Source organism: Streptosporangium amethystogenes subsp. fukuiense, assembly GCF_042665875.1.
Taxonomy (GTDB): Bacteria; Actinomycetota; Actinomycetes; order Streptosporangiales; family Streptosporangiaceae; genus Streptosporangium; species Streptosporangium fukuiense.
The window spans coordinates 4,488,248-4,515,221 of sequence record NZ_JBHTEE010000001.1 but is presented as its reverse complement, the minus strand read 5'-3'; the positions used below and the strand labels follow the sequence as shown (position 1 = coordinate 4,515,221).

Here is a 26,974-nt window from a genome sequence, read left to right as displayed (position 1 = left end):
CCGCAGAGGTCACGGTACGGACAGGACGATCTTTCCGTGGGCGTGACCGGTGGCGCTCAGTTCGTGGGCCTTCGCGCCGTCCTTGAGGGGGAGGACCGCGTGCAGTGGCACGGTGAACCGGCCCTCGGTGGCGAGGGCGGCCGCCACGGCCAGCCCGGCGTAGCCGAGCTCGTGTTCGCTGTTGCCGGGGCCGAGGGAGAGCCGTACGCCGTGTTCGTGCGCGTTCGGGTCGGCGATGGACACGACCCGGTTCGCGTCACCGGCGATGGTGACGAGATCGGGCAGTGAACCCGAGCCCGCGGTGTCGAGCACCGCGTCGACACCGTCGGGTGCCAGGGCGGTGACCCGCTCGACGAGGCCGGGGCCGTAGGTGGTGGGCGTCGCACCGAGGCCGGCGAGGAACTCGTGGTTGTGTTGACCGGCGGTGCCGATCACGGTGGCCCCTCGGGCGACCGCGAGCTGTGTGGTGACCGTGCCGGTGCCTCCGGCGGCGCCCTCGATCAGCAGTATCGTGCCCGCTGTGACGCCCAGGGCGTTCAGGACTCGGGTGGCCGTCTCGACATCGGCCGCCGCGCCGCCGGCCTGTTCCCAGCTCAGCGCGTCCGGCTTGGCCGCCCACACGGTGAGCACGGCGAACTCGGCCGCCGCGCCGCCGTGGCCGGCGACGTCGACCAGCCCGAAGACGGCGTCGCCGACCGCGACACCGGTGACGCCGTCCCCGATTTCGTCGACGATGCCCGCGGCGTCCACGCCGGGGATGTGCGGCAGGTCGAGGGGCAGTAACCGGTGGAGCATGCCAGAGCGCAGTTTCCAGTCGGAGGGGGTGACGCCGGCGGCCCGGACGGTGATGCGGATCTCGCCGGGACCGGCGTGCGGCTCCTCGGCATCGGCGACGGTGAGCACGTCAGGGGAGCCGTACTGGGAGAACTGAAGAGCGAACATGTCGGTGCCTCTCCCGGATGGAAGCAAAAGCGGACGGGGTGTTCCGTTTGTCTCGGACCTTAACATGAAATCGGAACACCCCGTCCACTTGCGCTAAAGTGAGAGACATGATCGCCAACGCCTCTCGGATGCCGAGCGACACCGCCGAATCGCAGGGGCTGCGCACCGATGCGCTGCACAATCGCAACCGGATCGTCGAGGCGGCCCGCGAGACCTTCGCCGCACTCGGACTCGACGTGACGATGCGCGAGATCGCCCGGCGTGCCGACGTCGGGGTCGCGACGCTCTACCGCCGCTTCCCCACGAAGGAATCGCTGATCACCGAGGTGTTCGCCGAGCAGATAGCGGAGTGCGCGTCGGCCGTCGACGACGCCCTCGCGGACCCCGACCCGTGGCACGGATTCTGCACGGTCATCGAGAAGGCGTGCACCATGCAGGCCGTCGACAGGGGTTTCACCGCGGTGTTCCTCTCGGCGTTCCCCGGCGCGATCGGCTTCGAGCGGGAACTCGACCACAACGTACGCGGCTTCGCCGAACTGACGCGGCGCGCGAAGGAGAGCGGGCGGCTACGCGCCGACTTCGCGTACGACGATCTCAAGCTCCTGATCATGGCCAACGGAGGCGTCAGCGCGGAGTCCCCCGAGGCGACGCTGGCCGCGTCCCGCCGGCTGGTGGCCCTGCTGCTCCAGTCCCTCCACGCCCACCCGGCCGACCCGCCCGCCCCCCTTCCACCGTCCGTCGCCCTCGGACCGCATCACCTGGTGAACCCGCCGACGGTGTGAAAGGTCCGGCTCCTCGTCAACAGGCCGTCGGCGCGAAGACCATGAAATACGAGGAGCAGGTCGGCGCCGACCGCTCGGGGGAGTGGGACGGCTTGGGGCGGCCCGGCTGAAGCCGGGGTCGGATCAGAACACGCGCAGCGCGGTGATGAACCATTCGAAGTCAGGGACCCTGGGCGGAAACGGCGGCCTGCCGTTGAGCACACCCACGAGCTGCCAGTATCGCTCCACCCGGCGGTCGGTGAACGTCTCCACCTGGTCGGCCACCCGGATACGGTCTTCGGCGGGCAGCTCCGGATCCACGATCCGATCCAGGATCGCCCTCCCCTCGGCCGACTCGGGGCTGATGCCGGCGGCCACCGCTCTCCCGGCGTGCTCAAGGACCAGAGCGGGATCGTACGGCTGCGGCCCGGACTCTTCGCCGGGTGCGGCGCCGGCCACCGCCATCTGGCGCACGCGCTCCTGGAAGCCGGCGTCACCGATGAGTTCGGCGAGTTCCAGCCAGGCCTCCACCTGCTCCGGGGTGGGTTCGTCCGGCAGCTCCGCCGGGATCTGGCGCATCGAGGCCGCGATCTGGGCCCCTGGCGCCTGCGGGTCGATGCCGTCGAACGTGCGGTCGACGAAGTCGTCGATCATTCGCTGCCGTTCCTGAGCGGACAGGCGGATCAACTTGTGCATGAGCATCATCTCCTCGGTCGTGCTCTCCTGCTGGGCGATCGACCGCAGCACTGCCCGGCGCAGCCGGAGGGAGCGGATCTGGGTGTCCAGCGCCCGCATGTGCGCCCGCGCGACGTCGGCCACCGTGCACTGCCTGGTAAGGACCTGCTGGACGGTGTCGAGGTCCAGCCCCAGTTCGCGTAGCGTCCGCACCAGGTCGAGCCGGGCCACCGCCTCCATGTCGTACAGGCGGAAGCCGCCCGCCGACCGGCGCGTCGGCGGGATGACGTCGATATCGGACCAGAAGCGGATCGTACGCACCGACAGGCCCGTGCGGTCGGCCAGCTGTCCGATGGTGAGCAGTCGGTCGCGGTCGTTCATCACAGCAGCATCGACCCTCCAGTCGCTGGAGAGTCAAACCGAATTATGTGCTTCCTCGGGGCAACGGCCGGCGGGCGCCGCGAACCTCTGACGGCCACCGGGCTTCCCCCGCCCGTACGTCAGCTGGGAAAAGCGCTTCGTGCCCGCACCCTCAGCTCCACGACCCCCGGTTTTTCTGAGCTCTGTGTCGTACGCGAGCCCCACGGGTGGCAAGTCAGCTGGGCCAGCCGACCGGGTTCGAGCATGACTCGCGGGAGATTCCCGATCCGGTGTCCGGGAAAGTGCCGTAGCGCTCGTGGTGCAGGTGGGCGAAGAAATAGCACATCCTCTCGCACTCGGCGTCCGGCACCGCCTTCTTCGGATCCTCGGCCACCGCGGCGTAGAAGTCGCGGCCCAGCGCGACGATGAAGCCGCGCGCGTAGAGGAAACCGTCGTCGGAGCCGTCGGTGACCGCGTGGACGTCCGCGCGGTCGATGTCATGGAGCTTGGCCTCGACCACCCGGTCGAGGTCCGTCAGTTCGTCCGCCGACAACCCCTCGCTGAGGGAGCCGAGATTGCTCAGGAACTCCTTCAGAGCGGTGTCGACCACAGTGAACGGCGGATTGTCGTAAGGGTCCTCGCCGGGGGCGGGCGTCCGATGCGCCAGCTCACGTCGCGCCTGGTTGACGTCCACCCCCAGCGGTGCCCAGGCCGCCTCCACCAGGTCCCAGAAACCTGCCTCGTCCTTCATGCCCGTCGCCGCCTCTCATGACCAACCCTGCGATCTGTGCCGCTCACCCAACCAGAAGGCACCGACAGTCAGCCGCCGTCCGGGCGGCTCGCCGGTCACCGACTCTCCTGCCGCGCTGGTTGTAGTGCCGATTACACCGGACGCGGTAGGAGATCGATCCCGTTGGTTGACGCCCTGAAGTACGCAGTCACTTACCGTCGGGGTGCGGATTCAACGGTCATGCCGGATTTTCGAGGCGATCGTGTCCCTGGGGGTCGGCGGTTGTTCCCGTGTCACCGGTCGTGATGAAGGAGTCGTGCATGCGCGTACAGCGGATCAAGCAGAAGACGGCGGCGGTCCTGGCCTCGGCGATCGTGATGGCCGGCTTGGGGGTTGTCACCGGCGTCTTGTCCGCGTCCGCCCAGGCGGCGGAGTGTCATCAGAACTCGGTCCAGAACAACTCGGACCAGGTCCTGAGGATGAAGGGCGACTACAACCTCAAGAACGGCATCGGCTCGGTCTGCGGGAACATCACTCTTCTCAGCGAAGGCACCATCTTCTACGTCTGGTGTTTCGTGTTGAACCCGGATTCCGGGAAGGTCTGGAACTACGGCCGGGTAAAGGGCACCCAGACCAAGGGGTGGATCTCCAACGACAACGCGACACACGTGAGCGGCACCGCGGACTGGTGCTGAGGCCCGTCCTGCGCACGGCGGGGGCCGGCCCATGACGGTGATCAGCAGGCGAGGAGGTCCTTGAGCGGGCCGCCGAACAGGGACATCGCAAGATCGAGCTATGGGTCGTGGACGGGAACGACGGGGCCGAACGGCTGGGACGCGGCGGGTGGTGCGGCCGAATCCAGCCGGGAGCGACAGCCGAACGCGACAGCCGGGTGGCCCGAGGGGATCGCCCCCTCGGGCCACCCGGCCGACGGCCTCAGCCCCCGATCGCGGGCATGCTCTCGGGAACGGTCTCCGCCGCCGCCTCAGGCCTCGGGGCCGTGAGAAGCCCCACCAGGTGGTCCGCGATCGCGGAGATGGTCGGCTGCTGCCACAGCAGGGTCGCGGGGAGACGGCAGCCGAAGCGCTTCTCCAGGCGCCGCCGGACCATGACGGTCATCACCGAGTCCAGCCCCTGCTCGACAAGGGGACGCCGGGGCGCCAGGTCCTCAGCGGCCAGCCTCATCACGGCCGCGATCTCCGCGCGGACCTCGGGCAGGACGCGCTCGCGCAGGTCCTCGGGCGTCAGGCCGGCGAACGCCTCCGCGGGCCCCCGGAGATCCTCCTCGGCCGGGGCGGGCGCGTCGATCACCGGATAGCGGAGTCCCGTGAGGTGTCCCACCACCCGGCCGTCCACGTCGGCCAGGAGCGCCCGAACGGTGTCGTCGGCGTCCGGGTCGACGGCCGCGTCGATGATCACTGTCGAGGGTGGCGTGCCGATCAGCACCATCTCGTCGATGTGCACGACCATGCGCAGCACCGGATCGCCGGGGAACACGCAGGGCGCCACGGACATCGTCGCGTCCAGTGCCGGCGCCCAGCTCCCCGGTTCCCCGGTGCGGACCGTGGCCCGCAGCACGCCGTCTCCGCTCAGCAGCGTCTCAATCCTCCAGTCGAAGCCCGTCGAGGGCACGCCGACGGTGGCCAGCCGCCTGTGCACGAACCCGGGGTCGATCGGGGTGAGAGCACCGGCGTCCGGCAGCACGTCTGGTTTCACCTGGCCCGGAGCGGCCACGTCCGCGGTGACGTGCACCAGCCAGGCGGGTTCGGGCTCGTCGGGGCCGGCCGGTGTACGGGCCGCGAGCCGTACCACCGGAGGCTCGTGCACGACCTGGATCTGCCTGCGCTCCGCGGTCATCAGCGGATGCATCATCTCCACGTCGGTGAGCGTGACGTCCTCGTCCTCGACCGCGTGCAGGAACGTGTTGACCAGCACGGCGGCGGGCACGATCTCGACCCCGTTGAGGGTGTGGCTGCCCGGGTAGGGCCGGTTGGCGTCCTCCAAACTGGTCCGCCACACCCGGGTCCGGCTGCCCGCGAGGCTGGTCCCGGCTCCGAGCAGGGTGTGGGAGTGCACGTCGTGCCCTCGGTTGTCGTCCTCAATGTACGATTCGCGCCAGTGGCGGCGGTGCTGCCAGGCGTACGGCGGCAGCTCGGCCAGGCCGCCGGACGGCTGCAGCCGGCTCCAGTCCACATCGACGCCGTGACAGTGCGCCGTGCCCAGCGCGACGAGGAAGGTCTGCGGCTCCGGCTGGTTCCGGCGCAGCGACGTGCCGACGAACACGTCCTCGAACCCGTTCTCCGAGAGCGTCTCGGTCACCGAGTGCGCGACCACGGGGTGAGGGGAGATCTCCAGGAACACGCGGTAGCCGTCCTGCGCCGCGGCCGTCGTCGCCGCGGTCAGCCGCACCGGGTCCCGGAGGTTCGCCGCCCAGTACGCGCCGTCCAGGACGGGCGTCGACCGGGGGTCCGTCAGCGCGGTCGTGTACATGGGGACGCGAGGCGCCCCGAACGAGAGATCGGCGGTGGCGGCGGCCAGTTCGACGGCCAGAGGCTCCATGTGCGGGCTGTGGAAGGCGACATCCGACGCCACCCGCCGCACCACGATGCCCTCGGCCGGCCACTCGTTCAGCACCGCCTCGACCGCGGCGACGTCGCCGGACAGCACGGTGGAGCCGGGTGCCGACGAGATCGCGGCCACCAGGTCGGTACGGCCGGCCAGCCTCTCCGCCGCCTCCTCGAAGGACAGGTCGACCATCACCATGGCCCCCTTGCCCTCGGCCTGGCGCAGCAGCCGGGAGCGGCGGCAGATCAGGCGGGCGCCGTCGGCGACGGTCATCGCGCCGGCCGTCACGGCCGCCGCGATCTCGCCGACGGAGTGACCGATGACGGCCTTCGGAGCGACCCCGTACGCGTTCCAGAGCCTGGCGAGGCCCAGCTGCATCACGAAGATCATGGTTTGCACGCGGTCGATGGTGTCGAGGTCACCGTCGGCCAGAACCTGCCGGGGAGAGAAGCCGATCTCCTCGGCGAAGATCGGCTCCACCTCGTCGACCAGGGACGCGAACTCCGGCACGGCGAGCAGCTCCCGCCCCATCCCGCGCCACTGGCAGCCCTGACCGGAGAAGACCCAGACCGGCCCGGGGCCGAGCTCGGGCAGCACGTCACCGGTGAGGACGGCCTCGGCCGGCACGTCCTCCGCGAGCCTGCGCAGGCCGGCCGCCAGCTCGTCCCTGTCCGCCCCGATCACGACGGCACGACGGGCCAGATGGGTGCGCCGGAGCGCCAGCGTGTGCCCCGCCGACGCCAGGTCGAGCCCGTTGCCGAGGTGATCGGCGAGCCTGCCCGCGTACTGTCGCAGAGCCTGCTCCGACGCGGCAGACAGCGGGAACAGCTCTCCGGTCCCCTCACCCCGGGGCGCCTCCCGGGCTGAAGGAGCCTGCTCCAGCACGATGTGCGCGACCGTGCCGCCGTACCCGAAGCTGGAGACGCCCGCCCGGCGGGGGTGGTCGCGCTCCGGCCAGGCTGATCGTTCGGTCACCACGCGAAGGCCCGAGGTCTCCCACGGGATGGCCGGGTTCAGGGTGGTCAGCACGCTCGGGGGGATCTCACCGCGGTCGAGGGCGAGCACCGCCTTGATGACGCCGGCGATGCCGGCGGCGCCTTCGAGGTGACCGATGTTGGACTTGACCGAGCCGATGAGGCACGGGTCGCCGGGGGACCGCCGCGTGCCGTACACGGAGGAGAGCGCCCCCGCTTCGAGCGGGTCGCCAAGCCGGGTCCCGGTGCCGTGCGCCTCGATGTAGTCGACGGTGGACGGCGCGACGCCCGCCTGCCGGCAGGCCCGGGTCATCACGTGTTCCTGAGCCTCCCCGCACGGCGCCATGATGCCGTTGGTGTGCCCGTCCTGGTTCACGGCGCTGCCGATGACGAGCGCGAGGATCCGGTCGCCGTCGCGCTGCGCGTCGGACAGCCGCTTGAGCACGACCACGCCGCAGCCCTCGCCGCGCCCGTAGCCGTCGGCCGACGCGTCGAACGACTTGGACCGCCCGTCGGGGGCCAGGGCTCCGGCTGTGCCGAGCGTGAGGGTCTGGCCCGGGGTGACCAGCAGGTTGACGCCGCCGGCGAGGGCGATGTCGCTCTCGCCGAGCCGCAGGCTCTGCGCGGCCAGGTGCAGCGCGACCAGCGACGCCGAGCAGGCGGTGTCGATCGCCATGCTGGGTCCGCGCAGGTCCAGGGAGTAGGAGATGCGGTTGGCGACGGCGCAGGTCGCGGCGCCGATCCCGGTCCACGCCTCGATCTGGGGCAGGTCCTCCAACAGGCGGCCGCCGTAGTCGGCCGTGCAGACCCCGATGAACGCCCCGGCGTCGGTGCCGGCCAGCCGGTGCGGCGGCAGGCCGGCGTTCTCCAGGGCCTCCCACACGGTCTCCATCAGGATCCGCTGCTGCGGGTCCATCAGCTCGGCCTCGCGGGGCGACAGGCCGAAGAACTCCGCGTCGAAGCCCTCGATGTCGCTCAGGAAGCTGCCGTGACGCACGGCGTCGCGCAGCGCGGCGGCGTATTCGGGGCTCCGGTTCTCATACCGGCGCCAGCGTTCGGCGGGCAGCGGCCGGGTCGTGTTCCGGCCGGCGCACAGCAGGTCCCAGAACTCGTCCGGTGAGCGGACGTCGCCGGGAAGGCGGAATCCGATCCCGACCACCGCCACCGGTTCCGCCCGGACTCCGCGCGGGCTGTCGACCATCTGCTTTCGTTTCCCTTCGGTTCAGACCCATTGAGGATTTTCGATGATCTTGATCACGGCGCCGGAGACGGTCACCCCCGGCCCGGTGCCGAGCATCAGCATGTGGTCGCCGGGACCCAGCTGCCCGGTCATGAGCAGGTGGTCGAGGGAGAGGACCTGGTCGCCGGCCCCGCAGTGGCCGATGGTGCGGCCGTAGTCCCAGGTCGAGCGGGACATGGGCAGGTCGAGCGCGGCCATGCACCGCTGTTCGACGATCTCCTCGGAGTAGTTCATGAACGCCACCCGGGCGAGATCGCGGGCCTCGATCCCGCTCTCGGCCAGCACGCGCTCGATGACCTCCAGCAACGCCCGCTGGATCTTGAACAGCGCCGCGGTGGCCTCGCCCTTGGGCATGACCTGCTGCCGGAACTGCTCGTTCCTGGCCGCGAAGCTCATCCGGCGCCCGACCGTGACGCCCGGGGGGAACAGGGGTTCGCTGCCCCGGTGCAGTTCCTCGGCTTCCACCACCGTCGTCGTGCAGACCGACGTCAGGCGCGCGAAACCCCGCTCCTTGGTGAGCACGAGCGCGCCGGCTGCGTCCCCGCCGATGTAGCCGGGGCCCATCCGCCACCGGTCCATCAGCGGGGTGCCGTAATTGTCGGCGGAGACCAGCAAGGCGGCCTGCCGGCCGGGAGCGGCGCCCAGGTAGCCGGCCGCCAGTTCCAGGGCGATGAACATCCCGTTGCAGCCCTGCCGGATCTCGGTGGCCAGGACGTCCCCGCCGACGAGGTGACGCTGCAGGTAGGAGTGCGGAGGCCAGCCGTCCGGTCCCTGGTGCCACGTCGAGGCGTACAGGAGAAGATCCAGGTCGGCCGGCGCCCGACCGCTGCGCTTGAGCGCGCTCCGCGCCGCGTGCAGGGCCATCTCCGGAGCCGGTACGTCACCGGCCACCGCCGCCCCGGCCAGGTTGTGCAGCTCGGCCTCTTCGGCCGGGTACCAGCCTTTGGCGACGGCTTTCTCGACGCTGACGACGGTCCGGGGGAGGAAGGCTCCCACTCCGCTGATGTACGTGTCCGCCAACTGCATGACTCTGCCCTTGCCCCGGCTAAACGGATTCGAGTTCTCTGACCATCGCCACGATGGTCACGACGTCCCGGAAGTTCTCGGGGTCGAGCTTCGCGGCGGGGATCGGGATGCCGATGTCCCTCCGGAGGAAGTTCAGCAGCCGCGCCGTCCGCAGGGAGTCCAGGAGACCCGACAGCAGGAGCGGGGTCGTCTCGTCGACCTTGATGTCGTCGCCGTCCAGGACGAGGTTCTCCTGGATGAAGTCGACCAGCCTTCGCGTGAGCTCGGTCATGCGCGTGCCCCGCTCGTGACGGGAGAGGTGGCCAGGACCCTGAACGCCGCCGCGGCGACGGACGTCCCGGAGCCGAACCCGACCATGAGCAGATGATCGCCGGCCACGAGCCCGCCGGTCGCGATCAGATGCTCGAAGGCGATGAACTGGTCCACCGCGCCGCAGTGACCCACGCGCCTTCCGTAGTCCCAGGTCGTCTGATCCTCGTCGATGCCCAGCCAGGACATCTGCCCGTCCAGGTCCTCACGGCGGCCGTGCGGCAACGCCACCCGGGTGATGTCGGAAAGTCCGATCCCGGCCTCGTCCAGGGTCTGTTCGACCTGTTGCATCATCGTTTTTTGGATCGTCAGATGAATACCGGTTCCCTGCGCCTTGAGCAGCCGCTGACGGAACTCCTCGTGCCGGTCTCCGAAACTCAGCCCTCTGCCGATGGTGGCGTCCGGGGGGAACAGGGGGTAGGCGCCGTCGTTGACCGCGTCGGCCTCCGGGATCACCGTCACGTTCACCGACAGGAGCTCGGCCATGCCGTACCCCTTGCCGAGGATGAGCGCGGCCGCGGCGTCGCCGATCAGCGCCCCGGGGGTCATCCGCCAGCGGTCCACCAGCGGGGTGCCGTGGTTGTCCGAGGAGACGACCATGGCCGTCTCCCGGTCCGCGTCGGCCTGCAGGTAGCTCGCCGCCAGTTCGAGCGAGCTGATCATCCCTACGCAGCCGCTCCGGATCTCGAACGCCGGCACGTTCCCGCCGAGGAGGTGCATTTGCAGGTAGTGCTGGGGCTGCCAGCCGTTCGGGCCCTGGTGCCAGACCGACGGGTAGAGCAGAAGGTCGAGATCGCGCGGGGAGGACTCCCCCCAGCGGTCGTACGCGTCCAGGACCGCGAGACGCGCCATCTCGGGCGCGGGCATGTCGCCGGCCACCGCCGCGCCGATCTGCTGGAACTTCTCGGCCTCCTCGCCCGGGTACCAGCCCTCGCGAACCGCCTGCTCGACGCTCACACTCTCAGGCACATAGACGCCGAGACTCCTGACGAACATATTGGATGTACGCACACGTTTCCTAACTCATAGACGATCCCGGACAACGGCCTTCAGGCAGCGGAAGGCGGCTTATCCGATTTATTTTGGGTCCGGGATATCAAGCGGCCCCCGGCCGGCCAATGAAAACAACAGGAAATAGGCCGGCGAGCCGTCCGGGGCAAGACTAGGGGCGGACCGTCGGATAAAGCAATATGAACGCCGGCGTCCCGGTCCGCGACATTCCGTGACCGGGATTCGACGGAGCGTGTTTAATTCTGGAAATGCGCCTTTCCGCTCCACGCCGCGTTTTCCCGAATGTAATTCCGGACGACGGGAGAAAACGGTGCCGGGCCGTCGCCGTTCAGCTCAGGCCCGGTGCGTCATATCAGGCGGGCACTCTCGTGCAGACGATGTTGTTGAGTTTGAACTGGGCTGGAATGTCGTTCGTCCCGGTGGCGGTCGCCGAGAAGCCGAAGCTCTGACTGGAGCCGGGGCCGACGTAGGAGTTGTGGCCGGCGTCACGGACGGTCACCTGGGTGCCGGTCTGGGTCACCGTGGCGTTCCAGGCGGTCGTGATCTGCTGGTTGCCCGGCCAGGTCCACGTCAAGGTCCAGCCGTCGATGGCGGTCGTGCCGGTGTTCCTGATGGTCACGCTGCCGTTGAAGGCGCCGTTCCAGACGCCGGTGGAGTAGGTGACCTCGCAGGAGGTGCCCATCTTGAGCCCGCCGCGCAGGAAGGTCGCGAAGTTGGCCCAGGTGGGGTTCAACGTGCCGGTGCCGACGGTCTCGGCGCAGTTGGAGGTGGTGCGGACGGTCTGCATGCCGTACTGGGCGGGGTCCATGATCTGGGGCACCATGTGATCCGCCCCGGGTACCGAGACGAACGTGGCGTTGCCGCACTGAGCCTTGATCCTGTTGTAGAGCAGGACGCTCTGCCCGTGCGGTACCAGGAAGTCGGCCTGGCCGTGCAGGAACATCAGCGGCGGGTCGTTGCTGTCGACGTAGGTCATCGGATTGGCCTGGGCCACCTGGGCCGGGCAGGTCTGGATCGGGCAGCCGACCAGGAGGGATTCCGGGGAGGCGGGAGAGTTGTGGTCAAGCCCGCCGGTCGGCAGGTTCTGTGCGTTCATCTGCAGGAAGTCGGTCGGGCTGTAGAAGGCGAGTCCTGTCTGCACGGCGCTGGAGACGCCGGTCGTGCCGACGGTGCCCTCCAGTGCCGCCACGCCGCCGGACAGGGTGGCCATCTCCGTCAGCCAGCCGCCCGAGGAGTCGCCCATGATCGCGAAGCGGTTGGGGTCGATCTGGTACGTGGCGGCGTTCGCGCGCAGCCAGCGGATGGCCGCCTTGATGTCGTGCACCTGGGCCGGGAAGATCGCCTGAGCGCTGGACCGGACGCTGACGCCGGCCACGGCGAAGCCCAGCGGGTTGAAGATGTTCGCGATCGCGTCCGTGCCGGCCTTGCCGTCGTCGCTCGTCCACGCCGAGCCGGTGTGCCAGATCAGCAGCGGCCGGGGCGTGATGCCGGTGGACGGCAGGTAGAGGTCCAGTAGATGTCCCCTGCTGCCGGCCGGTTGTGCGGGCGCGTAAGCGATATCGGTGATCACCTGCGTGGCGTGAGCCGGCGGCGCGGAAGCAGCTGACACACCGACGGTGGCCAGCACGGTCATCGCCATGCCGACAATCATGGCCCTGCAGATTCGAGCTTGCATGGTGCGACTCCGGTTGGTCGGATGATCGCCGCTTCCCCGGTGACCGTCCGTGTCTTCTCCTGTGCCGGGGCAGCCACGATCAGCACGCCGACCGTAGCGCATGCGAGAACAACGTCCTGCTCGAGTGTCGCGGCTTACATCGATATGGGCGGGGAGACGATATGACAGGTAAGTGACGATGGTCAAAGTTTTCTGCACATCGTGCCAACCGAACAGGAAGAGCGGTATAAATCGTACTTTATAGATCACATAGTACGAAGACAGTCCAGATCATCCATGGCATGCACAGGCGGTCGGATACCCGCCCACGAGGTCTTTCAAGGCCGCCACGTCTGGAATTGGACAGCGGCTGGAACCCCGAGAACAGGCGACCCGGGAAGAGACGCCGGCTTTACCGGCGGTAAACATCCGTGAACATGTGCCGCCCGCGACAACGCCGATGAAAGTTTCAGCGCCTTCCCGCGCTGATTCGAACGTGACAATCGTCATGGCGCGCGGTGAGTGATAATGTCCACCGTCATGATCACCCCAGTCACAGGAGGACGAATGCGAAAGGTACGCGCTGTTCTCGTCTCGGCCGTCATGGTTCTCGGCGTGTCATTGACGATCGGCGCCACCCCGGCGCACGCCGAGAGGCTGGCCGGCGTCTTCAAGGACCACTCGGAGTGCGAGCGGATCGGAACCTCCGGCATCACCCAGGGCTGGTGGGACGGCTATTCATGCGTGTGGGAGGGCGACTACCGCTATTACTTCCTCTACGCGTGACCCCGTGAGACGCACGCGTCCCCGGCTCTGCGGGATCGAACCGGGGGCGCGAGCCCGTGACCCACGGGTCGCGGCTTCAAGCCCCACCCGCCCTGCTGAGCCGATCAGGTGTTGTGGGCGCCGGTGGGGTTGAGTGCGGATGTTCTTCTGGTGAGAAGATCGGGGGTGCTCCGAATAGCGAACGCAGTACTCACAAGATCACCGGAACCGCTGCACGCACTTGCGCTGAAGCACCGTGAACTGCTGAAGTTCGTGGTGGTGGGTGGAACAGCGTTCTTAGTGGACAACACGGTGTTCTACGGGCTGAAGCTGACCATTTTGGAACCGAAGCCGGTGACCGCGAAGATCATCGCGGTGCTGGTGGCGACGATCGTGTCCTACGTGTTGAACCGCGAATGGTCGTTCCGGACCAGGGGCGGCCGCGAGCGCCGTCACGAGGCGGCGCTGTTCTTCCTGGTCAGTGGCGTCGGTCTGGTGCTCAGCTCCGCGCCGCTGTGGATCTCCCGGTACGTGTTTCGCCTGGAGACCCCGGATGTGAGCCTGGTGACCCAGGAGATCGCCGACTTCATGAGTGCGCAGATCATCGGCACGCTGATCGCCATGGTCTTCCGCTTCTGGGCGCTCCGAAAGTGGGTCTTCCCCGACGAGAAGGTCCAGTCCGGCAGCGTGCGGCTGGCTCCCACTCCCGATTCCACGGATGAGGCGGCTTGATGGCGGCGAATGTTTCGGCATTTGGGCTGCTTCATGCCGCTGCTGCGCCCCACGAGCCCGGCCCCGCGGATGACCGCCGAAGATCATGATCAGCTGCACTTGCTCACGGAATCGCGGATCCTGCATGTTCGACGATCGCCTGGCGGTGTTCCTCCACTACGCCGGCAGCGGCCTGGGAAAAGCGAAGGTGACCTCTACCGATCCAGGCGACATGGCGTGGTGCAAGAGCGCTTTCGAGACCGTCTGGAAGTTCGCGATCCCGCACATTGAGTACACGCCGACTTAGCCCCGCCCAGTGTCAATGGCCAAGGGCGTGTGGTTCTGGTGCTTGTTGTGTGGAGTCGTAACGGAGCGTCGACTGGGTGAGATGGTGCGGTCGCGAGGGGGGCGGTTCGGCCGGACGAGTGGCCTGGATCAGGCATCGCAACCGCGGCCGGTCACCGCACGCGGGGTCCGGTGTGTCCGACGATCGCCAGGATGACCGTGTCCCACACCTGGTACGGCGGCATCTGGTGGCCCACGCCGGGCAGCGGGACCAGCGATGTATCGGGGATCTCGCGGGCCAGGGCCTCGGCGTGGCCGTAGGGGAAGAGCGGGTCCTCAGTGCCGTGCAGGACCAGGGTCGGTGCGGTGATCTCGCCGAGGCGGGGGCGGATCGGCTCGCCGCCCTCGATCATCCAGTGGTTCGACGCGGCGGCCGGGACCGGGCTGCGGTCAAACGCGCGCCCGGCGGTGCGGCGTACACGGTCCTCGTCGACCGGGATCGTGCCGGAGAAGGCGTGCTCGGCGGCGAGGAAGTACGCGATGACCGCGTCGCGGTCGGACCAGTCGGGGCCGGAGGCCGGCTCCTCGAACATCTTGGCCAACGCCTCGCTCATCGGCGGCAGGTCAGGATTGTCCGGACCACCGGGTCCGCCGGGGCTGGTGGACATCAAGGTGAGCGACAGGACCCGTTCCGGGTACTCGATGCCGAGCAGCTGTGCGAGGCCCCCGCCCATCGAGATGCCCACGATGTGCGCTGCGGCCAGGTTGTACGCGTCGAGCACACCGACCGCGTCGGCGAGCAGGTCGTCTTGTGTGTACGTCGGCGCGCCGACCGGGAACGTCGTGGAGCGGCCGGTGTCGCGGGTGTCGTAGCGGATCACGTACCGGCCGGACGCGGCGAGCCGGGCGGTGAAGTCGTCGTCCCACCAGTCCATCGACGACTCCGCACCCGAGATGAGCAGGATCGCGGGGGCGGCCGGGTCGCCGAAGGCCTGTACGGCCAGGTCGACACCGTTGGCGTGCACTGTCTTTTGCGGTGTGGCCTGGGACGGGCTCGTGGCCTGCCGGCTGTCGTGCATGGTGTGCCTCCTGGGTCGGGGCCGAGTGCGCCTCGTCGTGACTCTACTTCGATAATCGAAGTAGATGCTACTGTTTTCATAGTTAAAGTTGACCGTCTACGGACGAGGTGGCGATGGCGAACGTGAAGACCCCCGAGAAGGCCGGTGAGAAGTCCGGGAAGCGGACGTATGGACAGGCGTGCCCCATCGCCCACGCGCTCGACATGATCGGCGAGCGCTGGGCGCTGCTGGTGGTGCGCGAACTGCGCCTCGGGCCACGCCGCTACGCTGATCTGCAGGCCGCCCTGCCCGGACTCGGCCCCAGCGTGCTCGCACAGCGGCTGCGTGATCTCGAGGCAGTCGGCGTACTGCGCAGGCGTACGCTGCCACCGCCTGCGGCCAGCAGGACGTACGAACTCACCGAATGGGGCACCGAGTTGGAGCCGGTGTTCGCGGCGCTTCGGACCTGGGGCATGCGCTCACCGGTCGTGCCGCTGACCGGAGGGATCAGCGCCGACACCGTACTGCTCGGCTTGCGGGCCTTCTTCGTGCCGCAGTTGGACGCGCCGTGGACCGCGACGTATCGGATCGCCCTGGAACGCGACGTCTACCGCGTCGAGATCGTCGACGGCGAACTGGCCACCGTCGCGCGCGACCAGGGTCCTGCCCCCGCGGACGTATACCTCGAGAGCGACCACCTCACGCTGCAGTCCGTACTGAGCCACGAACGCTCACTGGCCTCGGCAATCGATGACGGCGCGCTCACGGTGACCGGCGACCTCAAGGCAGTCAGGCGACTGATCGGCGCAGTCCCACCACGCTGACGGCGATCAGTGCACCCCAGGCCAGGGAAGGCGAACTCGGAGTCGCGGACATGGACGGTGCCGGCGCAGCGAGAAACCCCCGGGTGACCGTCAGCCGTATCGTGTGGTGCCTGCGCTGCAAGGCCTTGACGGCCGCCGCTCATTCAGCCTTCCTCGTCGTCTCCGCACCGACGGAGCGCTCGCTCGGCAATCCCGCTGGAAAGCCTGTCCGTCACCGATCTGGCCCGGTCGAAGGTCTCGTTACCGACGCGCCTGGCGGCATCGACGCCCGCTGTTCCTGTCTCGAACACCTTGTCCCGCACCTCCGCGGCCGCGTCCACCCATCGTCTCGCCTCCAATGACTGCCGACCGCGCTCGATCCCGAGCCGCCCTTGAAAGTCAACGACGGCGGTCGCGACCTGGTTGCTCGAATGCACCACGGTCCGGGACGTGGTCGGGTGCAGCAGCACTTTGGTGTTGGCCGTGTCGGCGGCCGCATCCATGCGGGCCATCAGATGGTCGGTGCTCCGTGAGATGAGTTCCAGCCGATGACAGCCAGGCCATCGCCGTCACTGATCAGCTGAATCTCGCTGTCCATCGTTGGCTCCTGGGGGCGGGCAGGGAGAGCCCTGCGATGGATGGGGACTCTGCGTAGCGCGCGGGCAGGCACGTCGGAGTCTTCCAGGATGGAGGTTCCCACGCTCGCCATCCGGAAAATCTCGACGTGCCCGACGCCACCCCTGGACTGATCATGTCGATCCCAACCACCTGCCCGCACCAAGCTCGGTTGACCGACCTGGGTGAGGCTTGTCCTTGCTGCGGTGCGCCCAGATGATCAAGATGTAAGCTCCCCGGACGCGGGTCCGGACACGCAGTGCGGGGCGTCCTGCGAGATACCCCCTCCTCCGAGAGGCGACCATGCAGTCACCGACCTACCTGCACGACCTTCTGGTCTCGACCATCTTCACCGAGGGACTCGATGCCGAGATGGACCTGTGGGCGCTGGGATTCAGTGCCATGTGGATCAAGGGCGCGGACCTCAACGCCCTCGCCCGAACCTTCCACCTGGACCTCGCCACTCGTACCCCGTGCTACCTGAGCGAGATCCTCGACCACGCCATCGACGACGAATCCCGCTGGGTGGCCGAGGTCAACGGCTGGATCGGCATCGTGCCGGCGCACGGCCACGGCGAGTTCCTGCGCTCCGTCACCGAAGGCGGCCGCCAGGCCCTCGGCCTCCTCATGGACATCAACGGCAACGCCTACTTCGACTACGCCCGCGACGGGCGCACGGTCGTCTCCTTCGCCCCGCTCTCGCCCGAGAACTGGAAGCGGTCCGGCGACGACCCGCACGCGCTCGATCACCTGATGTACGGACTGCGCTTCCAGATCAGCGATGACGACGTCCTCGACAATCCCGTGGAGGATCCAGAGAGCATCAGCTCGGCCTTGGCGCTGATCGGGCGCATCACGGAAACCGACATCGCCACCGACTGGTTCCTGGCACAGCACTCACGCATCAGACCCACCTCCTGAGGGCTCGCGCCCGGGACAGGAGTGCACCGTTGGCTGGCCGTCGTGACCTGCTGGAGGCGGGAGAACAACTGACCGCACCAGTCAAGGAGGGGGCAGCCCAGGTAAGGGTTTCGGTCGGTGTCCGAGAGATCTCACTGCTTGCCATGAAGTCCGATTCCGCCGGAAATCGTCAGGAATTCAAGCGACACCCGCGTATAGGCTTATGAGGTGGTGCTTTCCGAGCTTCGACGTGAGATGGTGCTCGCCGCCATCACCGAGTTCGACCGGCTGGGCCGTGACACCTTTCTTGAGAAGTACGGCTACCGCCGGGCCATCGGCTACTTCCTCGTCCACGACGGCAAGCGGTATGACTCCAAGGCGATCGCCGGAGTCGCCTATCGGGGAGTCAGCGGCAGGCCGCTGCGTCCTGACGAGTTCTCCGGCGGGAACGCCACCGTTGCCCGGGTGCTCGGTGGCCTGGGCTTCGAGGTGACGAAACCGGGGCAAGCCGCCAAAGTGCCCTGATCGTCGCGAGGTTGCTCAGCGCCTACTTTCCCCCGGCGTTGACCACAAACCGAGTCGGGTCAGCCGTCGATGTCCGGTGAAGTTCAACGTGCCAGGGTGCCGCACTTAGCGGTCAGGGTGGGATGAGGCGGGCCTGTGATGCGATGTCAGTCTTCTGGAAGCGGTCGTACGCTGAAAGGGATGCTGGACAGCTCTTCGTCGTTCATGGTGAAGATCCACTTGTAGTGATGGCCTGGCTTCAAGGGCGGGGGCGGCACGTTCACCGTAAAGCTGGTTTGCAAGCCCGTCTTCTGTAGGATTTCATCGACTTCCGCCTGTGCTGCCTTGTCCAGGCCGACACTCCCACCGAACTGAATCGGCCTGTCCCCTTCCGGGGACGGTGCCTTGACTGATTTACCGTCCTCGTCGACCAGGTAAAGGTTGAATTCGTGCGGCGAACTTGCCTCATCCCAGGACAGCCGAAGGAAGACGGCAATCGTCATGGCTGGAACAACGGGACCGGTTACCGACCATCCTGCGCCAAGCATATGGATTTTTCCGGTGACCGAGTCGGGCTGAGCGGAATCGCATAGGAGAAGGAACGCCTGCACTATGCGCTCCTTCGATTAATATTGACGGCCATGATGCCTGTTGTGCCATTTTGCGCCGTTGTCGTCGATGTTTCTCCTCCGGCACCCTTCATGCGAACTATGAGCGAGGAAGGCGCCTGGGTCGCGGGCTCCTTGGCAGTGGTCACGCAGACCATGTGGCGAACTTCGGCTCCGATGGCAAGGGCGTACCGGCGAATCGTGGAAAGATGTGGATCTCCCCCGATGCGCTCGAAGTCGGAAACGGACGGCTGGCTGCGCCCCATGCGGCTCGCCACATCCGACTGAGAGAGGCCGAGTTGCTTGCGCGTCGTGACAAGAGCCTCGATCAGCTGCATGTCACGCTCGATGGCAGCGCTCTCCCGGCGCACGGCAGGGTCGTCTAGATCGATGCCCAGCAGATCGGCGATGTGCTGATCCATCATGACCTCCTCATATCGGGTTCACCTTATATCCTGCCTCGCCACTCGGCCAGCCGATCCCGAGCGACTTCCATGGCTCGGTCTTGAGCTCCAGAGCTTCCCTTCATGTGGAACTTGAGACCGAGAAGGATGTGTTCCCCTTGAGGGTTGACGGCGTAGTACAGGCGGTACTCGTTCCTCTCGTAGGTAAGCCGAGCCTCGTGTAGCCCTCTGCCCAGGTGCTTGGTGTCGCGTCGAAGCGTCGTGCCATCCGCGATGCGCCGCATGAGGTTCCCTAGCTCCAGCCTCGGCGGCTTGCCCTGCAAGACCTCGTGGATCTCCTTGCTGACCACATCAGATCCAGAAACCGTGGTATAGAACTGCCACGTTGACCTCGGCCTGTCCTGCACGCGTGCACCTTTGCCTGCGTTTGGCTATCGATAGTGAATGAACCTACATGGCTTGAAGTGCAATTGCTCCCCAACTTGGGGAGTCCACTTCGGTAGATGTGGATCGCGCGGCTGAGCTGCTAGGAGCTGAGGTCTGAATTGTGTCAAAAATCCGACAGTGAGGTGATTACTGGGTCGATCATAGGTTTTGGTGCGTTTAGGGCGGAGCTGGGAGTATGGCTAGAAAAGGTGGTGGAGTGACGTTCGAGGAAAAGGCCTTCGCCCTTGCGGTTGCTGGAGCAGGGCATGTCACCGACCTTGGAAGTCCTCGCCCAGATGAACACCTCCGGAGGAGATTGCCGGTGAGATCCCCGACCGAATGCTTCAGTTCTTCACGTCGGCAGGCCCATGAACATCTCTGACGACGCGTTCGAGGAGCTGTTGGCCGGCTTCGAGCGCAGCGCCGTTCACCTGGAGATGCGGGATGCCTACGGCACCGCGGTGGAACTGCCCTACATGGCCAGGTGGGCTGCTGGAGAACCGGATGACCTGGAGTGGCTGCAGGGCTGGTGTTCCACACTGCGCGAACACGTGAAAAGCGGCAGGACGGTACGAAGAGCGCGTATCGTGTCGGAGCCGCTGAGCGACTATCAGCGCTGGTCGTACAGCATCGCTCAGCCGATGGTGGAAGCCGGTGAGGACATCCGCTGGGTTCCTCGCCGTCTGGTCTCGTCGATCCCCCTGCCGGGCAACGACTTCTACCTGTTCGACGATCGCCTGACGGTGTTCCTCCACTACGCCGGCAACGGCCTGGGAAGAGCGAAGGTGACCTCTACCGATCCAGGCGACATAGCGCTGTGCAAGAGCGCTTTCGAGACCGTCTGGAAGTTCGCGATCCCGCACAGTGAGTACACGCCAACCTAGCCCCGCCCAGCGGGCCGCCGAAGCTCTCGGACAGCGCCTTCGTGAGATTCGTACGGGTGCCAACCTCACCGGCCGCGTCCTGGCGGCCGAAGCGGGTTGGCACTACACCAAGGTCAGCCGCCTGGAGCACGGCGGCAAGACCCCCACCGAGGAAGAGCTCCGGACCTGGTGCCGGATCTGCGACACCGAGGACCAGATCCCGGATCTGATCGCCACTCTTCGGTCGATCCACTCGATGTACCAGGAGTTCCGGCGTCAGACGCACGCCGGAATGAAGCGCCTGATGCAGGTACACGTCCCCCTGTACGAGCGAACTTCGCTGTTTCGGATCTATGAGCACAATGTGATCCCGGGCCTGTTCCAGACGGCCGACTACGCAGCCGCGATGCTCTCGCTCTGGATCTCGTTTCTCGGCACCCCGAACGACCTGGAAGCCTCCGTGATCGCCCGCATGGAGCGTCAGCGGGTCATCTACCAGGCGGGCAAACACTTCAGCGTGCTCATTGAGGAACAGTCCCTGCGGACCTGGTTCGGTACGGCCGAAGTGCAGGCCGGACAGCTTGACCGCCTGCTCACCGTCATGTCGTTGCCGACGGTCTCGATCGGCATCATCCCGATGATGATCGAGCGGCCCTGTGTGTCCTCCACCGGCTTCTGGATCTTCGATGACGAACTGGTGTGCCTGGAGACACCGACCGCGAACATCGAAGTCACCCGCCCTTCCGAGGTCAAGCTGTACTTGCGCATGTTCGGTCACCTCGCGAGCGTCGCCGTCTACGGGAAGGCCGCGCGCCAGATCATCACTTCGGTCGCCGAGGAACTACCCTCCACGAAATAGCGCAACATTCCGCAGCCAGTCCTCTTCGGTATCGCCGTCTAGCGCTTATGGGCGATCACCCGCTCGCTTGCTCCGGGAAACACCATAACCAGGATGTGCTGCGGCAGGTCCTGCGCCCAGACGGGCTCGCGGTAGTGCACTCGCACCCGGTAATGCCCTTTGCCGAGGAAGGCGAGATTGGATACGGTGCCCGGCCCTGACATCGGATTCACGATCACGAAGTCTCCCGTAGGGCTCTCATAGCCGATCTCGACCACCTTGTCCCAGGCCTTGACCTCGACGGGTGGCCGACGCCGGTAGGTCTCCGCGGTCAGGCAGATCTGGGACTCGGCGCTGGCGCCGATCACCAGGTGCCCCGGTGTGCTGCCCACCAGATCGTGACGCAGGGCGGGATCATCGTCCGAAGTGAGCTCATGATCCTCGAACGCCGCCAGACCGATCTCGGACCATAGGCGATCGCGGGCCACAGCGACGGGTGTGATCAGCGGCCGGTGTCTGGCCTCGTCACAGGCGACCTGGTTCGCCGCGTCCCACCGCTCGATCTCGGCCTCCTCGGCGGCGATCTCCATGTCCCACTGGCGCGCGGCCGCCGGGCAGATGGGCACGATCAGCGAGACGTCCACGCGGATGTTCGGATACGCCTCGCACTGCTTACGCCCGTAGGCGAGCAGGTGATGGTCGGGCATGGTGGGAAAGTAGAGGCGCGCGTTGCAGAGGAAGGGCAGCTCGCCCCGGAGCGACAGGGGCTCCTCGGACCCGCACGCGTCGCGGCCGGTGACGGGCCCGGACCCGAGGTCGGCGACGGGCAGGAAGCACAGCAGGCCGCTCACCGTCGCGGTCGCCGCCGCGCGCTGGAACCACCGGCTCCGGGCAAGCCTGCGCAGCCGGTGCCGGGGCATCCGCACCGCTGCCAGCGCGCAGAGCGCGGCCAGTGCAAGCGCGACATCGGCGATGAGGAAGGCCAGCACGCCGCGCAGGAAGCCCACCTCGTCCAGAGTCGTCCGGCAATACCGGTCGGCACCCAGCTCCAGGGCCAGGGTCAGGGCACCCGAGCCGTGGGTCAGCAGGGCGGCCACCATCGGCACTCGCGCGATCGTCCGCCCGACCGGCTCGCGCCCTCGCCTGACGCCTGCCCAGTGCGCCCCGAGGGCCAGAACCAGCGCGGAAACGGCCGCGTACCGCAGCGGCGTCCTCCACCGAAGCGTCGCCCACACGCCGGAATCGATCTCAAAGCCCGAACAGAACCCCACCAGGAGCGCGAGGTTCCCTCCCGGCCGGGTGACGACGCCCCACATCCCGGCGGTGGCCAGGACTACAGCGGCGGCCCACCATAAACGCGATCTTGCAGACACGAACCGTCAACCTATCGTGCTGTCAGGCGGACTGACAGAGAGGCCTTTCATCCTGAGTAGCGGCCCTCTTCAAGGGCTTGCAGGACGAGAATGGCCTGGACGATCGCGGTGGCGCGGCGCGGGCAGCAACGCGGCTTGGTCAAGACCTTCCAGGTCTTCAACGTGGCGACGGCTCGCTCACCGAGGGCGCGGATACGGGCGCGGGAGCGATTGACGTCCCTACTGAAGGAAGCCGCACTGACCAGCGGGGATATTACCGGAGAGGCCTTTTCGAGCGTACGTTTCGACGATCGATGGCCGCTTGATGCTTTGGGGAGAGTGCGGGAGTGCCGCCGTCAGGGGGCAGGGTCGCGCCGAAGCGCCGGTAGCACTCCAGCCGAGCGCGAGCGGCGTGCCAATTGAGATCGCGATCGTCGTCCACTGGTGGTTCCCCGGTAACCTCAAGAACCCTTTTGTAGCCCTTTCCTACCTTGCCGTCATCGCCGTGCACCACCAGAGCGGTGAGCTGCGGGTCACCGCTTTGATGGCTTTCATAAGCCACTTTGTCCAGAGTGGCTCCGATCCAGTTGGGGAGAATAACCCTGGTGCGGATCCCTGTGCTCTCCTGAATCTTCTCGGCGAGCTCCTGGTAGGTAATGGTCGCGTGATAGGTCCCTGCCACGCCAACGAGCAAGGAGTAGGCCTCATGGGCCCAGATCTCCAGGGCCTCCGTTCTCGTTACGGGAGTGTCGTCAGATACGCGCCAATAGCCATGTCGTGACATGCTCGGCCCCCTGAAGTCCACGGTGCATCTAGCCGTCCAACATCACTTTTCCGCATTTCACGCATATATGCCATGAGTTTGCTTGGGCTGTATTGGTACCGGTCACTTGGTGCAGGTCATCGGAATTTTCCGTGCGCGGGTTAAACGTTGCCGCTTCGTGGTGAGTGCTGGACGCCGAGGTCGTTCATCTGGGTCAGCAGGTCCTGGACGTTTCTGGCTTCGATGGGGCCGGGGGTGTTGGGAAGCCAGGTCGGGAAGGCCCAGTATCGGCGGGCCCAGCAGCGCCAGAGGATGACCCAGCCGGGGTGGCGGGCTTCCAGGTCGCGGGCCAGGTCGGTGGCGTTGTCCGTGCTCGCCGCAGGCTCCGGATCGGGGAGGTCGGGTACGGGGTCCGCTCCGCGACGGCGGCCTTTTGGGCGGAGGGATTCGTTTGCTGGTTCGGCCATGAGAACCGGTGCTTTCCGTCGTGGTGGGAGTGGGAAGGCCGGCGTCCCGGACGAGGGGGATCAGATCCGTGGACGCCGGCCTTTTGTTCGGTCCACGCTCGGCCGGGGAAGCCACTGGCGTGGACCGACTCCGGGGTCAGGGTGATCGGGGGACGATCCTGGCTGCCCGGAGGTCAGGGGGGATCAAGTCTGGGTCGGTAGGTCGAACCAGACACCGGTGCCGAGTTGGCCGGTGCCGCATAGCCGGGTCCATTGGGTGCCGCAGTGGCCGTGGGTGAGTTCGGTGACGATGCGCAGGCCCCGGCCGCCGAGTTCGAGGTCATCGATGCGGTCTGGGACGGCCGGTGGGCGGTGCAGGAGGTGGTCGATGAGGGTGGTTCCGGCTCCGGCGTCGACGACCTCGGCTCTGACCGGCAGGCCGTGGTCGTGCAGCAGGCGCAGTTCGTAGGGGCCGGGGGCGTAGCGGGTGGCGTTGGTGACCAGTTCGGAAACCACGATCTCCAGCTCGTCGAGTACGTCGGCGGCCAAGGGCAGTTTGGCCAGCCGGTCGCGGAACACTTCTCGGGCCCGCCGGGCCGCGTTGCCGGGAGGCAGACACCAGGCGGTCATCCGGAAGCGGTTCTGGGCTCTGCCGTACTCGCCGGGGTCCGGGACGGGAACGTGCTCGATGAGCATCGTCGCTCCTAACGGGTGGAACTGGGGGCAGTCCTGCGATCAGGTCGGCAGATGCTCGGCGGGCTCGCTTGGTTTCGCCCCGGTGGGAAAGCCTGAGGTCAACGCTGCTTCCAGGACCGGCGGCGCACATGGGGCGTCTCCATGAAGGCGTACAGACAAAGCCAGCGGTCGTGTCTTTCTGTGACTGTGCGAACACTGCTCGCTGTCACGCCTCGATGATGCAGTGCAGGCCGCCTCTCGGGCAAGTCATTCCTAGAAGAAAGTCTTTCCTCTAGAGAGGATGGCGTTTCCTCAAGCTGTCCCGAGCACTACGCTCCCCACGAGGAAGGAGGTGACCATGCCCGTCGAACCCACCCCGCGACGTCGGCGTCTGGGCGCGGAACTCAGGCGCATCCGCGAAGCCCTCGGCTGGACCCAGGAGGAAGCGGCCGGCCACCTCGGATACCAGTCCCTCTCAACGGTCAGCAAGATCGAGAATGGACTGCAGGGGCTCAAGATCCAGCAGCTTCCGCACTTCTTCGAGGTCTTCGGCATCACCGACCCCGCCCTGCGGGAAGAACTCCGCGACCTCGTACGCCGGGCCGGCGAAGCCGACTGGTGGCAGCGCTACGAAGGCGTGGTCGACGACCCCCTCGGCGACTATCTCTCCCAAGTGGAGAGCGCCAGCGGCCTGTTCGTCTTCAATCCCCTCGCCGTTCACGGACTGCTCCAGACACCCGGTTACGCCCGCGCGGTGACCGAAGGCAGCAGAGTCTGGAAGACACTAGGAGACATCGACCATTTTGTGGCGCTACGGCTGGAACATCAGCGCACCATGCTGGAGCGCCGATCCCCACTGAAGATCTGGACGGTGCTCCCCGAAGGGCTGCTGCGCCAGGAAGTCGGCGGAAGGTCCTGCATGCGCGCCCAGGTCGAGCACCTGATCCACCTCGCCCGCACCAACCCCACCGTCACGATCCAGGTCCTGCCGTTCTCCGCCGGAGCGCACGCGGGAATGGACGGCCCCTTCATGCTCATGTCCTTTCCCACGGGTCGGGACCTCGTGTGCATCGAGTCCCTGCGCGCCTCCCTGCACCTGAACGAGCCCGAGACCGTCGAGCTCTACCGAACCGCCAGCGACCTGCTGAAGTCCGACGCCCTGTCGCCGAAGGCATCGCTCCCCCTTCTCACCACGATCGCCAAGGACCTCGCATGAACAAGAGCACCCTCGACCCCGAATGGATCGAAGCCCAACTCCACAACGCCCGCTGGCACACCAGCAGCCTCAGCAGCGGCGGCACCAACTGCGTCCAGGTCGCCTTCCTGGACCGGGGCATCGTGGCCCTGCGCGACTCCAAGAACCCGGAGAAGACTCCGCACCTGTTCACCGACGCCGAGTACGACGCCTTCACCGGTGGCATCGAACGCGGGGAGCTCCGACGCCCCTGAACGCGCGAACTCATTTGAACGAAATGACTGACCGCGATCCTCGTGTCATCGTTGCTGTTTCGGACATCTACGCACGAGCTGGATGTCGCTTCCCGGATGGCGAGGTTCGCTGTTTCGTCAACATCGGTGTTCTGATGAGACGGAGCGACTCAAAGCAGGTCACGTACATGCTGGATGAACGTGAACCACTCGCCTGGCCGAGTGCTGCTGTGCTTGTTGCGCTTCAGAGTCAGTTCCAGAGTCTTCCTGAGGGGGACCGGCGACTGCATGATGGCTTCGTTCCGCTGTGCGAGTCTGAACGTCTCCTGCTCCGTGGGGAGTCGGTTGCTCTTCTGGCCGTTGCATCCCGCGTGGGTGGGAGCCAGGTTCCAGACCGCGTCCAGGTCGGGTGTCGTCCCCTTGCCACCGGTGGGAAGAAGCCTCCTGAACGAGAGGGGGAACACGTGGTCGACGGCGACGCTGTCGATGCCCAGTGTGATGAGGTCCGCGCAGATCAGGCAGAGGCCGCGCTGGAAGCCGATGACCGCGTCCGTGACACCTGCGACCGATCGGCGACGCTGCCTGTCGGTGAGTTGCAGGGTGCTCATGTCCACGACGACCCCCTCACGGATCAGGCTCTGGCCGATCCCGATGGCGAAGGACGTCTCCACGATGCTCCAGCGGGCTGACAGTTCGCCCCGCAGGGTCGGGGCCTGCTCCGACTGGGCGATGTCGCGGAGTTCCTTGCTCAACCGGACGACCCGTTCGTGGGAGCGGCCGGTCACCTCGTAGAAACGGTGCGGCACCTCCGCTCCTTCGCCACGCAGGTTGTGGAACTTCTGCATCACCATCCTGGGCATGGAGTCGACAGCCGCCGCCAGTAGTTCTTCGGTGGGACTCCCGAGTCTGAGGGACTCCGCGGCTTCTCGCTCAGCCACCGAGAGGAAGTCCTTCTCTCCCCGTTCGCCCTTCTGGGATACCTGCGGTGCCTGGCCGAGATGCCGTACCAGCCCCATCGCGTACGGCACCGCCAGGTCCCGGAGCAGGATCTCCGAGCGGCCTTCGGCGGCGGCGTCCAGGAGGGCGGCGCCAAGGGCGAACTTGTAGGTACGGGTGTTCGCCCCTATCAGTACGGCCATCCGCCACGAGGACCGCGCGCTCTGTTCCCAATGAGAGAGATCCAGCCCCATATGACGACCGCCACCCTTGGTGTGTATTTGCCGAAATACAGGCCATTTTCACCGCTTGTGTCGGGGAACGCGCACGGCGGAGGAGCCCGGTAG

The 26,974-nt window shown here is 66.9% G+C and carries 30 protein-coding genes and 2 pseudogenes; 13 read left to right on the top strand and 19 right to left on the bottom strand.

Annotation, left to right across the window (positions count from 1 at the left end; genetic code table 11):
• Positions 1 to 9: 9 nt before the first annotated feature.
• A complete protein-coding gene (locus tag ACFQVD_RS19150) occupies positions 10 to 942 on the bottom strand; it encodes an NADP-dependent oxidoreductase (RefSeq protein WP_343964437.1) in 933 nt (310 codons plus the stop codon).
• A 107-nt stretch (positions 943 to 1,049) separates the two neighbouring features.
• Between ACFQVD_RS19150 and ACFQVD_RS19145 the strand changes: the two genes are divergently transcribed.
• Positions 1,050 to 1,724: a TetR/AcrR family transcriptional regulator gene (locus tag ACFQVD_RS19145; RefSeq protein ID WP_343964439.1), complete on the top strand. Its 675-nt coding sequence runs from the start codon at positions 1,050 to 1,052 to the stop codon at positions 1,722 to 1,724.
• A 123-nt stretch (positions 1,725 to 1,847) separates the two neighbouring features.
• Here the strand turns inward: ACFQVD_RS19145 and ACFQVD_RS19140 are convergent, their stop codons facing one another.
• Both ACFQVD_RS19140 and ACFQVD_RS19135 read right to left on the bottom strand, forming a co-directional pair.
• A complete protein-coding gene (locus ACFQVD_RS19140) occupies positions 1,848 to 2,759 on the bottom strand; it encodes a helix-turn-helix domain-containing protein (protein ID WP_343964441.1) in 912 nt (303 codons plus the stop codon).
• Positions 2,760 to 2,973: 214 nt separating this feature from the next.
• Positions 2,974 to 3,489: a DUF4240 domain-containing protein gene (locus tag ACFQVD_RS19135; RefSeq protein WP_343964443.1), complete on the bottom strand. Its 516-nt coding sequence runs from the start codon at positions 3,487 to 3,489 to the stop codon at positions 2,974 to 2,976.
• 299 nt (positions 3,490 to 3,788) lie between these two features.
• Between ACFQVD_RS19135 and ACFQVD_RS19130 the strand changes: the two genes are divergently transcribed.
• Positions 3,789 to 4,163, top strand: a complete 375-nt coding sequence (locus ACFQVD_RS19130; protein WP_343964445.1) for a hypothetical protein — start codon at positions 3,789 to 3,791, stop codon at positions 4,161 to 4,163.
• 241 nt (positions 4,164 to 4,404) lie between these two features.
• Here ACFQVD_RS19130 and ACFQVD_RS19125 read toward each other — a convergent pair whose 3' ends face one another.
• The 5 genes from ACFQVD_RS19125 to ACFQVD_RS19105 all read right to left on the bottom strand — a co-directional run bounded on the left by ACFQVD_RS19125 (position 4,405) and on the right by ACFQVD_RS19105 (position 12,232).
• Positions 4,405 to 8,208, bottom strand: a complete 3,804-nt coding sequence (locus tag ACFQVD_RS19125; RefSeq protein WP_386368586.1) for a type I polyketide synthase — start codon at positions 8,206 to 8,208, stop codon at positions 4,405 to 4,407.
• Between the two features lie 21 nt (positions 8,209 to 8,229).
• Positions 8,230 to 9,273, bottom strand: a complete 1,044-nt coding sequence (locus ACFQVD_RS19120; protein WP_343964449.1) for a ketoacyl-ACP synthase III family protein — start codon at positions 9,271 to 9,273, stop codon at positions 8,230 to 8,232.
• A gap of 19 nt (positions 9,274 to 9,292) precedes the next feature.
• Positions 9,293 to 9,544 (bottom strand): phosphopantetheine-binding protein, encoded by a 252-nt coding sequence (locus ACFQVD_RS19115; protein ID WP_343964451.1) that lies wholly within the window; start codon positions 9,542 to 9,544, stop codon positions 9,293 to 9,295.
• Positions 9,541 to 10,551: a ketoacyl-ACP synthase III family protein gene (locus tag ACFQVD_RS19110; protein ID WP_343964453.1), complete on the bottom strand. Its 1,011-nt coding sequence runs from the start codon at positions 10,549 to 10,551 to the stop codon at positions 9,541 to 9,543. Before ACFQVD_RS19110 ends, ACFQVD_RS19115 begins: the two co-directional genes overlap by 4 nt.
• Positions 10,552 to 10,945: 394 nt before the next feature.
• Positions 10,946 to 12,232 carry a cellulose binding domain-containing protein gene (locus ACFQVD_RS19105; RefSeq protein ID WP_343964455.1) on the bottom strand — a complete coding sequence of 429 codons (1,287 nt, stop codon included), beginning with the start codon at positions 12,230 to 12,232 and terminating at the stop codon, positions 10,946 to 10,948.
• 582 nt (positions 12,233 to 12,814) lie between these two features.
• Here ACFQVD_RS19105 and ACFQVD_RS19100 point away from each other — a divergent pair.
• The 3 genes from ACFQVD_RS19100 (at position 12,815) to ACFQVD_RS19090 (ending at position 14,030) form a co-directional block, all read left to right on the top strand.
• Positions 12,815 to 13,033: a hypothetical protein gene (locus ACFQVD_RS19100; protein WP_343964457.1), complete on the top strand. Its 219-nt coding sequence runs from the start codon at positions 12,815 to 12,817 to the stop codon at positions 13,031 to 13,033.
• 108 nt (positions 13,034 to 13,141) lie between these two features.
• Positions 13,142 to 13,744 (top strand): GtrA family protein, encoded by a 603-nt coding sequence (locus ACFQVD_RS19095; protein WP_343964459.1) that lies wholly within the window; start codon positions 13,142 to 13,144, stop codon positions 13,742 to 13,744.
• 124 nt (positions 13,745 to 13,868) lie between these two features.
• Positions 13,869 to 14,030 (top strand): DUF6879 family protein, encoded by a 162-nt coding sequence (locus tag ACFQVD_RS19090; RefSeq protein WP_343964461.1) that lies wholly within the window; start codon positions 13,869 to 13,871, stop codon positions 14,028 to 14,030.
• 151 nt (positions 14,031 to 14,181) lie between these two features.
• Here the strand turns inward: ACFQVD_RS19090 and ACFQVD_RS19085 are convergent, their stop codons facing one another.
• Positions 14,182 to 15,087, bottom strand: coding sequence for an alpha/beta fold hydrolase (locus tag ACFQVD_RS19085; RefSeq protein ID WP_343964463.1), 906 nt, complete (start codon positions 15,085 to 15,087; stop codon positions 14,182 to 14,184).
• A 113-nt stretch (positions 15,088 to 15,200) separates the two neighbouring features.
• On the opposite strand from ACFQVD_RS19085, the gene ACFQVD_RS19080 reads away from it, so the two are divergent.
• A complete protein-coding gene (locus ACFQVD_RS19080; protein WP_343964465.1) occupies positions 15,201 to 15,890 on the top strand; it encodes a winged helix-turn-helix transcriptional regulator in 690 nt (229 codons plus the stop codon).
• A 143-nt stretch (positions 15,891 to 16,033) separates the two neighbouring features.
• Here the strand turns inward: ACFQVD_RS19080 and ACFQVD_RS19075 are convergent, their stop codons facing one another.
• Positions 16,034 to 16,372 (bottom strand): hypothetical protein, encoded by a 339-nt coding sequence (locus ACFQVD_RS19075; protein ID WP_343964467.1) that lies wholly within the window; start codon positions 16,370 to 16,372, stop codon positions 16,034 to 16,036.
• Between the two features lie 415 nt (positions 16,373 to 16,787).
• Between ACFQVD_RS19075 and ACFQVD_RS19070 the strand changes: the two genes are divergently transcribed.
• Positions 16,788 to 17,405: a DUF6461 domain-containing protein gene (locus ACFQVD_RS19070; RefSeq protein WP_343964469.1), complete on the top strand. Its 618-nt coding sequence runs from the start codon at positions 16,788 to 16,790 to the stop codon at positions 17,403 to 17,405.
• Between the two features lie 207 nt (positions 17,406 to 17,612).
• Complete coding sequence (locus tag ACFQVD_RS19065) at positions 17,613 to 17,909, top strand: hypothetical protein (protein WP_343964471.1); 297 nt, start codon at positions 17,613 to 17,615, stop codon at positions 17,907 to 17,909.
• A gap of 146 nt (positions 17,910 to 18,055) precedes the next feature.
• Here ACFQVD_RS19065 and ACFQVD_RS19060 read toward each other — a convergent pair whose 3' ends face one another.
• Genes ACFQVD_RS19060 through ACFQVD_RS19050 form a run of 3 tightly spaced genes read right to left on the bottom strand, consistent with a single transcriptional unit; the run spans position 18,056 to position 19,307 of the window.
• A complete protein-coding gene (locus ACFQVD_RS19060; protein WP_343964473.1) occupies positions 18,056 to 18,499 on the bottom strand; it encodes a DUF6941 family protein in 444 nt (147 codons plus the stop codon).
• On the bottom strand, positions 18,499 to 18,918 hold the full coding sequence (locus ACFQVD_RS19055) for a helix-turn-helix domain-containing protein (RefSeq protein ID WP_343964475.1): 420 nt from the start codon (positions 18,916 to 18,918) through the stop codon (positions 18,499 to 18,501). The genes ACFQVD_RS19060 and ACFQVD_RS19055 overlap by 1 nt, the downstream gene beginning before the upstream one ends.
• Before the next feature lie 26 nt (positions 18,919 to 18,944).
• Entirely contained in the window at positions 18,945 to 19,307 is a 363-nt protein-coding gene (locus ACFQVD_RS19050; protein WP_343964477.1) for a hypothetical protein, read from the bottom strand.
• Between the two features lie 387 nt (positions 19,308 to 19,694).
• Here ACFQVD_RS19050 and ACFQVD_RS19045 point away from each other — a divergent pair, with 387 nt between their 5' ends.
• The 3 genes and pseudogenes from ACFQVD_RS19045 to ACFQVD_RS19035 all read left to right on the top strand — a co-directional run bounded on the left by ACFQVD_RS19045 (position 19,695) and on the right by ACFQVD_RS19035 (position 21,048).
• Positions 19,695 to 20,210, top strand: coding sequence for a DUF6879 family protein (locus ACFQVD_RS19045; RefSeq protein ID WP_343964479.1), 516 nt, complete (start codon positions 19,695 to 19,697; stop codon positions 20,208 to 20,210).
• Positions 20,191 to 20,391: pseudogene (locus tag ACFQVD_RS19040) on the top strand (helix-turn-helix domain-containing protein); the annotation flags it as partial. The gene ACFQVD_RS19045 and the pseudogene ACFQVD_RS19040, both read left to right, overlap by 20 nt.
• Before the next feature lie 54 nt (positions 20,392 to 20,445).
• Positions 20,446 to 21,048: a DUF5753 domain-containing protein gene (locus ACFQVD_RS19035; RefSeq protein ID WP_343964481.1), complete on the top strand. Its 603-nt coding sequence runs from the start codon at positions 20,446 to 20,448 to the stop codon at positions 21,046 to 21,048.
• A gap of 38 nt (positions 21,049 to 21,086) precedes the next feature.
• Here the strand turns inward: ACFQVD_RS19035 and ACFQVD_RS19030 are convergent, their stop codons facing one another.
• The 5 genes and pseudogenes from ACFQVD_RS19030 to ACFQVD_RS19010 form a co-directional block, all read right to left on the bottom strand.
• Positions 21,087 to 22,262 (bottom strand): hypothetical protein, encoded by a 1,176-nt coding sequence (locus ACFQVD_RS19030; RefSeq protein ID WP_364149000.1) that lies wholly within the window; start codon positions 22,260 to 22,262, stop codon positions 21,087 to 21,089.
• Between the two features lie 185 nt (positions 22,263 to 22,447).
• Positions 22,448 to 22,615 (bottom strand): annotated as a pseudogene (locus ACFQVD_RS19025) (IS5/IS1182 family transposase); the annotation flags it as partial.
• A 38-nt stretch (positions 22,616 to 22,653) separates the two neighbouring features.
• Positions 22,654 to 23,061, bottom strand: a complete 408-nt coding sequence (locus tag ACFQVD_RS19020) for a hypothetical protein (RefSeq protein ID WP_343964485.1) — start codon at positions 23,059 to 23,061, stop codon at positions 22,654 to 22,656.
• Positions 23,062 to 23,303: 242 nt separating this feature from the next.
• Positions 23,304 to 23,609, bottom strand: a complete 306-nt coding sequence (locus ACFQVD_RS19015) for a hypothetical protein (RefSeq protein ID WP_343964487.1) — start codon at positions 23,607 to 23,609, stop codon at positions 23,304 to 23,306.
• A gap of 183 nt (positions 23,610 to 23,792) precedes the next feature.
• Positions 23,793 to 24,284, bottom strand: a complete 492-nt coding sequence (locus ACFQVD_RS19010; RefSeq protein WP_343964489.1) for an ATP-binding protein — start codon at positions 24,282 to 24,284, stop codon at positions 23,793 to 23,795.
• A 337-nt stretch (positions 24,285 to 24,621) separates the two neighbouring features.
• Here ACFQVD_RS19010 and ACFQVD_RS19005 point away from each other — a divergent pair, with 337 nt between their 5' ends.
• Positions 24,622 to 25,479, top strand: a complete 858-nt coding sequence (locus ACFQVD_RS19005) for a helix-turn-helix domain-containing protein (RefSeq protein WP_343964491.1) — start codon at positions 24,622 to 24,624, stop codon at positions 25,477 to 25,479.
• Positions 25,476 to 25,712, top strand: coding sequence for a DUF397 domain-containing protein (locus ACFQVD_RS19000; RefSeq protein WP_343964493.1), 237 nt, complete (start codon positions 25,476 to 25,478; stop codon positions 25,710 to 25,712). The genes ACFQVD_RS19005 and ACFQVD_RS19000 overlap by 4 nt, the downstream gene beginning before the upstream one ends.
• Positions 25,713 to 25,861: 149 nt before the next feature.
• Here the strand turns inward: ACFQVD_RS19000 and ACFQVD_RS18995 are convergent, their stop codons facing one another.
• Positions 25,862 to 26,830: a hypothetical protein gene (locus tag ACFQVD_RS18995; RefSeq protein WP_343964495.1), complete on the bottom strand. Its 969-nt coding sequence runs from the start codon at positions 26,828 to 26,830 to the stop codon at positions 25,862 to 25,864.
• Between the last annotated feature and the right edge of the window lie 144 nt (positions 26,831 to 26,974).